Source organism: Frankia sp. CcMO1 (assembly GCF_977945845.1).
The window spans coordinates 7,491-15,596 of record NZ_CDWTMG010000108.1 but is presented as its reverse complement, the minus strand read 5'-3'; the positions used below and the strand labels follow the sequence as shown (position 1 = coordinate 15,596).

The window sequence follows — 8,106 nt, the reverse complement described above, 5'->3', positions numbered from 1 at the left end:
CCGCGGTGCAGGGCTGCGTCCAGGTGGGCGACCGCCGCCTCACGCGACTGGGCGGCCAGCACGAGATCCGCCAGCGTCCGCTCCGGCGAGGTGAGTGGGATCCCACCCAGCTCGACGCGCTGGTCGGCGTCGAGATCGCTGAAGTGCAGCCGGATCCCGCGCGGCTGGGCCCGGGTCTGCCGAGCCGGAAGAAAGAGGTGCACGGGTTCGGTGGAGCTTTCCGGAACCGCGAGCGGAAAACCGTGGAGCCGGGCGGCGGTGATCCCGCAGACGACGGCTCGGGGACGCCCGATGAGCGCGGCCCGCACCCGTGCCGAAAACGGCGAGGAGAAGACCGGGAGAATCGGCATGGTATTTTCATCGCCGACGATCGGCGCCGCGTGCCCGGGGCCCGCGGTGATGGCACCATGGCGCTTTCTTCGTCGGCGCGCGACGTCGTTCCGGACAAGTCCTGCGGATTCCTTCTCCCGGATTTCAGACTCCCGGATTGTCGACGGAGCCAGGGAGCTCCGTCGGGCCGAGGGGTACGACGAAGACACCGCGCACCGGATGGCTCCACTGGCCGGAGTGGACGAGCTGGCGCAGCTGGCCGCGGGTCAGCCCAGCGGCCATCGCCTGCCGGTAGGTGATCGCACCCCCCTGGCGACCGGCGAGGCGGACCGCGGGGTCGAAACCGGGATAGCGCACGGGACGGGTCGGCGGGGGCGAGGCCGAAGCGGAAAACGTCATGGACCGAGAATCCATCAGGTAGCCCCGGTAATCCAGCGCCACAGGCCACCTGTGGATAACTCCTCGCAGGAGGACGGCGAACGTAGGGCCCACCGATAACCCAGCCGGCTGTCACCGGAGCCATTTCCTCAAGCTAGCTTCGGGAGCGTAGCCGCTACCTAGCCGAGTTGCTTGCGAGAATGTACGATAACGACGGCGCGCATCGTCCGCTAACGCAAGACAATCGACGGACAGCAGGTTGGACGGACAGCAGGTTACTCAGCCACGGATCAACAGCACGATCGCCACGGTCGCACCGAGCATGATGACCGCGCCACGTAGAACGTTCGGTCGTAGCCGGCGAGCCACCCGGGCACCGATCGTCCCGCCGAACAGGGAAGCGAGCACGAGGATGCCGGCGAACTCCCACGAGACCTTCGCGGTGACCAGGAAGACCGCCACTCCCACAGCGTTGACCCCGAACGCGAGCAGCGTCTTCAGCGCGTTGGTGCGCTGCAGGTCGTCGGCGAGCAGAATGCCCAGCACCCCGAGGAGCAGCACCCCGAGCCCCGCGCCGAAATACGATCCGTAGACTCCCGCGACAAAGATCCCAAGCCGGGTCGGCCAGGTCACCCGGGCCGTGGCGTCGACCACGGCCGTGCTGGCTCTCCGGCGTGCCACCACGGCCGCGAGCCGGGACTGAGCCGCCAGGAGCAGACAGGAGACCAGCACCAGGTACGGAACCAGCACCCGGAAGCTGTCGGAGGGCGTGGCCAGCAGCACGACGGCGCCGACCAGACCGCCGAGCAGAGCCGGCGGTCCCAGAGCACGCAGCCGGACGGCCTGCCCGGCAAGCTCGCGGCGGTAGCCCAGCGCCCCACCGGCGTACCCGGTGACCAGCCCCACCGATGAGGTGATGTTGGCGGTCAGCGCCGGCAGACCGGCGGCGAGCAGCGCCGGGAAGGCGATCAGGGTCCCGCCGCCCGCGATCGTGTTCACCGCGCCCGCGAGCAGACCCGCCCCGCCCGCGAGCAGGGCATCGGCTGGTCCCACGTGTCCTCTACGCCGATGGAAGGAAGAGTGACGGGTTCAGGGTGACGGGGTGACGGGGTGACGGGCTCGGCGCAGTGCGGCCGGTCCGGCTCAGAGGTCGAACTCCTCCGGGTTGATGCCGACCGCGAAGCACGCCTCCCGCACGACGGCCTGCTCCGTCTTGTCGAAGGTGCCATCGGCCCCGCCGATGACGATCCCGATCTGGATGACCGCCCTGGCCTCCGCCGGCTTCTTCTTCGTCTTCGCGATCTCCTGGAGAACGGAGACCTTGCCGAACTCGAAATCGGCCTGCAGCTTGCCGACATAGTCGTTGAAGCGACGCTGGAGATCATCCGCGGGAAAGTTGCTAAGCACGTCGTTGGAGATGATCAGCGCGGCGACCCGCTGCCGCTCGGCCGGGTCGATGGTCCCGTCCGCCGCAGCGGCCAACGCGCACATCGCCATGCTCGCATCGCGGAAGGCACCGCTCTTCAGGTCGTTTTTCTTGGCGTTCAGCTGGCCCTGCATCGTCTGAGCGGACTGACGCAGCTGGTTCCAGATCGGCACCTGGGCTCCCTCGCACGGTGACGTATCACTAGATAATTCCTCGCAGGTCAACGCATGACCGCCCGGATATGCTCCCACCGGCTGGCCGAGGGTCAGGAACCGGCACCGCCGGGACCACGGCCGGCGCCGCGAACGCGGTTGAGCCGGTCCACCGCCGTCTGCGCGTCACCGATCGTGGCGAAGTCGACCGCGACGAACGTCGGGATCCGCCCGCGCTCCTGGCGACAACGCTGTGCCCGGGTGAACACGGTCTCGGCGGCGTTCGCGCCGAGGGCGGCACGGCGGCTGGGCGCGGCGGCGGTGAGCCAGTGGTTCATCAGCAGCAGCGAGGCACCGTCCACGCCCCGGTTGCGGGCGCAGGTCCGCAGATCCTCGGGTTTCTTCGCATCGAACGGGGTATCCTCGGCATACCGGTAGAAGCTGCGCAGGAACGTGCCCGGCAGGTCCTGCCGCTCGGTGAAGATCACCAGGCGTCGGCCCGAGCCGACCATCTCGCGCAGGGTCGGCCATCGGCCGTGCGGATCCTCCGGCGGCGTCGTCACCATCCCCGCGAGGCCCGCGGCCGCCACGCCGCCGGCGATCTCGCTCGCCGGCACCTCATTATCCTGGATGATCAGCGTCACGACCTCGGTGGGATTGCGGTTCATCCAGTCCCGGACCCGGGTCAGCTCCGCCACGAAGTCGAGGGAGCCGAGCTGGCACAGGTCATGGCACAGCCAGGTGCCGAGGCGTTCCGATCGGGCGCCTCGCGTCAGCGGAGCGAGCGCGTCGCGGGTCGCGGGCGGCAGGGTCTGCAGGTAGGCGTCGACCTGGGTCGGCGATGTCCAGTGGTGCACGTCGAGCAGCAGGGCGCGCACCCCCAGGTCGAGCTGGTGCGCGATCGCCGGGTCCTGGGCGGGCCCGAGAAACCGGTCCTCACTGGTGGCCATCGCGTTGTGGGTGGCCAGGTAGCTCACCTGATCATAGCGCCGGTCGCACAGCGCCTGCTGGCTGTTGCAGAGCTTGCGGGCCTCGGCTGCGGCGCCCGGGAAGGCCGTCCAGGTCACAGTGATCATCAGAGGCGACGCGAGGGCGAACGCCGTGGCGACCCGGCGCCGCCGGCCGGTCCGGTTCCACCGAGCGGACACCGCGACGAGCAGCGACAATCCGTAGCCGACCAGGCCGGCCACCAGCGTCCAGACCACGATCCGCAGAAAGCCGCTCTCGAGCGTGCCGTAGGCGCGCGAGGAGAAGTCGACCAGCACTGCGCCAGCTCCCGGCGGCAGGGGCGACGACGGCCCGTCCAGCGAGGTCAGCGGATTCGGCAGCGCGATGCGCAGGACGACGCCGAGCAGCCCGGCACCGACGCCGGCGAGGACCACCGCACCGGTCGCGGCCCGGACCCGGGACACCCCCCGCCGCCCGGCCAGCACGACGATGCCGGCCAGGGCCGCCGTCATGATCAGGGCGAGCAGGAGGGAGACCCACACCAGGGTCGCGGCGACGTCGTGCAGCCGGCCGATCGCGACGATCATCGGCCGGTCATGCAGATCCGACAGGCGGACCCCGAGATCGAGGGTGGATCCGTGGAGATACGCCTGGAGCCGGCCAATGGCCGTCTCGTCGCCCTGGAAGACCTCCGGACCGACCAGCGCCAGTGCTCCGGCGATGTTGCCCGACCTCAGCAGGGCGCGCAGCGGAGCCTCGATGCGCGCACGGGTGTCGGCGTCCACCCGACCCAGCACCACGGGCAGGACGCGGTCGGTGTCCTGCGGGGAGAGCTCGATCGTGGGTAGGGACTTCGGCGGACGCCCGGCAGCGATGTCGTCGAGCGCGGTGACGACACCGTGGGTGAACTCCTGCACGGTGGTGACCTGGTAGCTGGTGCCGGCGCCCAGTTCACCGGCGACGTACCGGTTGGCCAGGCCCGAGATGTTGTCGAAGATCGGCCGGAGGTCGACGGCGAGTTCGACGTCGTCCGTGTCGGCCCGCAGGTAGTCGACGATCCGGTTGATCTGCTCGTCGGTCATCGCCTGGATCGTCGACGGGGGCAGCACCGTGCGCAGGTTCGCGGTGACGAGGGAGCTGTCGATCGGGAGGCCGGCCAGCAACGTGTCGACCGCGGGATCGGGCAGTACCTGGGTGTAGACGCGGTCGTAGGCGTCGGCCCGGTTCAGCGACTGCGAGTAGAAGGCCGGGTTCAGCACGGTCCGCCACGCGGTGATGACGACGACCAGCGGCAGCCAGCAGAGCACGACGAGGGAGACGAGGGAGACGTGCGCGAGGCGCCCCCGCTCCCCTCCTCGGCGACCCACGGCCTACCGGCAGACAGGCAGACCCGGCTGGGCCCGCAGAGCTGGATGGGCGACGTCCGCCAGCGTCTCCTCGATGCGGGCCGCGACCTCATTCGGGCTGCCGGAACCGTCCACCGTGCGCAGCAGGCCACCCCGCCGGTAGTAGCGGCGCAGCGGTGCGGTCTCCTCCGCGAAGACCTTCAACCGGCGACGGGCGGTGTCCTCCGCGTCGTCGACCCGGTCCTCGGTGCGGGACCGGCGCCGGATGCGGTCGAGCACCTCGTCGACGTCGACGTCCAGGTCGATGACCGCGTCGAGCGGGCCGCAGGTCGCCACGAGCATCCGGTCCAACGCCTCGGCCTGGGGGTAGGTCCGGGGGAACCCGTCGAACAGGAACCCCACCGCACAGTCGACGCCACTCTCGAGCCGGTCGGCGACGATGTCGAGCACGATCTCGTCGGGGACCAGCTCGCCCGCGCGGACGTAGCGCTCCGCGCGACGGCCCAGCGGCGTACCCGCGGCGATCTGCCGGTCGAACAGCCGGCCGGTCGAGATCGAGGGGATGCCGTGCCGGGCGCTGATGCGAGCGCCCTGGGTTCCCTTGCCGGAGCCAGGTGGACCGAGCAGCACGAGCCTCATGGCACTGAACGGTACCGCCGCAGGTCACCAGGCTGGTCGGCGAGTCCGGTCAATCGCCGCAGATCCGGCATGGAGCAAGACAGATCACATGAATCTTCGGCCAAAAAGTGCTCCGGTGTCCCGGCTGCACGCCGGGGCTGGCCGGCTCCCGGTCAGCGACGCGTCGGCGTGATGGGCTCGGGCAGGTCCGTCCTGCCCATCAGCCAGCGGTCGGTGGCGGCGGCGGCGGCACGTCCCTCGGCAATCGCCCAGACGATCAGTGACTGCCCGCGTCCCATGTCCCCGGCGACGAACACGCCGGGGACCGAGGAGGCCCACCCGGCGTCGCGCGCCACGTTGCCGCGCGCGTCCAGCTCCACCCGGAGATCGGTCAGCAGGCCGGGCCGTTCCGGGCCGGTGAACCCCATGGCGAGCAGCACCAGCTGGCAGGGCACCTCGGTGTCGGTACCCTCGACCTTCTCGAACTTCCCGCCGACGAGGCGCACCTCGTGCAGGCGCAGCGCCCGCACGTTGCCATCCTCGTCACCGAGGAATCGCTCGGTGGAGACGGCGAAGACCCGCTCGCCGCCCTCCTCGTGCGCGCTGGAGACCCGGTAGATGATCGGGTATGACGGCCACGGGTTGGCCGGGGCCCGCAGCTCCGGCGGCCGGGGCATGATCTCGAGCTGGTGCACGGAGAGCGCGCCCTGGCGGTGGGAGGTGCCCAGGCAGTCCGCGCCCGTGTCACCGCCGCCGATGATGACCACGTTCTTACCCTTGGCGGAGATGGGCGACTCGGGCAGATCCCCCTGCGCGACCCGGTTCGCGGGCACGAGGAACTCCATCGCGAGATGGATGCCACCCAGCTCCCGGCCGGGAACAGGCAGGTCCCGGCCGATCGTCGATCCCCCGGCGAGGACCGTCGCATCGTAGGAGGAACGCAGCTCGTCCACGGAGATGTCGAGGCCGACGTTGCAGGACGTGATGAACGACGTGCCCTCGGCCGCCATCTGCGCGAGCCGGCGGTCCAGGACCCGCTTCTCCATCTTGAACTCGGGGATGCCGTAGCGGAGCAGGCCGCCGATCCGGTCGGCCCGTTCGTAGACCACGACCTCGTGGCCGGCCCGGGTGAGCTGCTGGGCGGCGGCGAGACCGGCCGGGCCGGAGCCCACGACCGCCACCCGCTTGCCGGTACGCAGCGACGGCGGGACCGGGACCACGGTGTCGTCGGCCCAGGCGCGGTCGATGATGCTGACCTCGACCTGCTTGATGGTCACCGGATCGTCGCCGATGCCGAGCACGCAGGCCGCCTCGCACGGCGCCGGGCACAGCCGCCCGGTGAACTCGGGGAAGTTGTTCGTCGCATGCAGCCGCTCGATGGCGTCCACCCAGTCGCCGCGCCGGGTCAGGTCGTTCCATTCCGGAATGATGTTCCCGAGCGGACAGCCCTCGTGGCAGAACGGGATGCCGCAGTCCATGCAGCGGCTGGCCTGCGTGCGCAGATGCTCCTCGGGGAACGACTCGTACACCTCGCGCCAGTCAGTGATCCTGACGTCCACGGGACGGCGCTTCGGCAGCTCCCTGCGGTGCTTGAGGAAGCCGGTCGGGTCAGCCATGCCGCTCCTGTCGGGTCCGCGCGATCGCGATGATGGTCGGGTCGTGCTTGGCGGCCCAGTCAGCCACGAGCCGCCGCCATGATGACCTCGTCGGCGACGAGCCCCTGCTCCTGCGCCTGCCGGATGGCGGTCAGCACCCGCTTGTAGTCCCGTGGCATCACCTTACGGAACGACCCGCGCACGGTGTCCCAGTCGGCGTACAGCCGGGCAGCCACCGTCGAACCGGTCTCCCGGCGGTGCCGGACGAGCAGGTCCCGCACGATCGTCTCGTCGGCGTCGCCCAGCGCCTCGACGTCCACCATCTCGGTGTTGATCCGCGCCTCGACCGGGTCGTACAGGTAGGCCACGCCGCCGCTCATGCCCGCGGCGAAGTTGCGCCCGATGGCCCCGAGTACCAGCACGGTGCCGCCGGTCATGTACTCGCAGCCGTGGTCGCCGACCCCCTCGACCACCGCGGTCGCCCCGGAGTTGCGCACGCAGAACCGCTCGCCGACGATCCCGCGGAAGAACGCCTCGCCGCCCGTCGCTCCGTAGAGCAGGACGTTACCGGCGACGATGTTCTCCTCGGCCCGCAGCGGGGACTCCTTCGGCGGGAAGACGAAGATCTTGCCGCCGGACAGGCCCTTGCCGGCGTAGTCATTCGCGTCGCCCTCGAGGGTCAGCGTCATGCCGCGGGGCGCGAAGGCGCCGAAGCTCTGCCCCGCGGAGCCGGTGAACCGCAGCTGGATCGTGTCGTCGGGCAGCCCCGCCGCGCCGAATCGCTTCGTCACCTCGTAGCCGAGCATGGTGCCCACGGTTCGGTTGACGTTGCGGATCGGCATCTCCAGCCAGACCGGCCGGCCGTCGTCGAGCGCCCCCTCGCACAGCTGGATCAGCGAGTTGTCCAGCGCCTTGTCCAACCCGTGGTCCTGGCTGGACGTGCAGTTCAGCGAGCCGCCGAAGGGCCGCTCCGGGGTGTGCAGCAACGGGGTGATGTCGAGGCCGGAGGCCTTCCAGTGGTCGACGGCGGCGCGGGCGTCGAGCAGGTCGACCCGGCCGACCGCCTCCTGCAGGCTGCGGAAGCCCAGCGCGGCGAGGTAGGTGCGCACCTCCTCGGCGATGAAGGTGAAGAAGGCCTCGACGAACTCGGGCCTGCCGGTGAACCGCCTGCGCAGTTCCGGGTTCTGGGTCGCCACACCGACCGGACAGGTGTCGAGATGGCAGACGCGCATCATCACGCAGCCGGCAACCACCAGCGGGGCGGTGGCGAAACCGAACTCCTCGGCCCCCAGCAGCGCCCCGACGATGACGTC

Annotated in this window: 7 protein-coding genes and 1 pseudogene; all 8 read right to left on the bottom strand. The window is 70.4% G+C overall.

Annotated features, from left to right (window positions below):
• Positions 1 to 350 (bottom strand): annotated as a pseudogene (locus tag AC08OU_RS14145) (type IV toxin-antitoxin system AbiEi family antitoxin domain-containing protein); the annotation flags it as partial.
• A 124-nt stretch (positions 351 to 474) separates the two neighbouring features.
• Positions 475 to 729: a type IV toxin-antitoxin system AbiEi family antitoxin domain-containing protein gene (locus AC08OU_RS14140; RefSeq protein WP_476601320.1), complete on the bottom strand. Its 255-nt coding sequence runs from the start codon at positions 727 to 729 to the stop codon at positions 475 to 477.
• A 258-nt stretch (positions 730 to 987) separates the two neighbouring features.
• Positions 988 to 1,761, bottom strand: coding sequence for a sulfite exporter TauE/SafE family protein (locus tag AC08OU_RS14135; protein ID WP_476601321.1), 774 nt, complete (start codon positions 1,759 to 1,761; stop codon positions 988 to 990).
• Positions 1,762 to 1,851: 90 nt separating this feature from the next.
• The gene (locus AC08OU_RS14130; RefSeq protein WP_462202971.1) at positions 1,852 to 2,307 is read right to left on the bottom strand and encodes a tellurite resistance TerB family protein; all 456 of its coding nucleotides are present in this window, start codon (positions 2,305 to 2,307) and stop codon (positions 1,852 to 1,854) included.
• Positions 2,308 to 2,399: 92 nt separating this feature from the next.
• Positions 2,400 to 4,601 (bottom strand): phosphoinositide-specific phospholipase C-related protein, encoded by a 2,202-nt coding sequence (locus AC08OU_RS14125; protein ID WP_476605083.1) that lies wholly within the window; start codon positions 4,599 to 4,601, stop codon positions 2,400 to 2,402.
• Between the two features lie 3 nt (positions 4,602 to 4,604).
• Complete coding sequence (locus AC08OU_RS14120; RefSeq protein WP_476601323.1) at positions 4,605 to 5,219, bottom strand: adenylate kinase; 615 nt, start codon at positions 5,217 to 5,219, stop codon at positions 4,605 to 4,607.
• A gap of 152 nt (positions 5,220 to 5,371) precedes the next feature.
• Complete coding sequence (locus AC08OU_RS14115; RefSeq protein WP_476601324.1) at positions 5,372 to 6,814, bottom strand: glutamate synthase subunit beta; 1,443 nt, start codon at positions 6,812 to 6,814, stop codon at positions 5,372 to 5,374.
• A gap of 59 nt (positions 6,815 to 6,873) precedes the next feature.
• On the bottom strand, positions 6,874 to 8,106 hold a 1,233-nt coding region (locus AC08OU_RS14110), incomplete at its 5' end, for a GltB/FmdC/FwdC-like GXGXG domain-containing protein (RefSeq protein WP_476605082.1).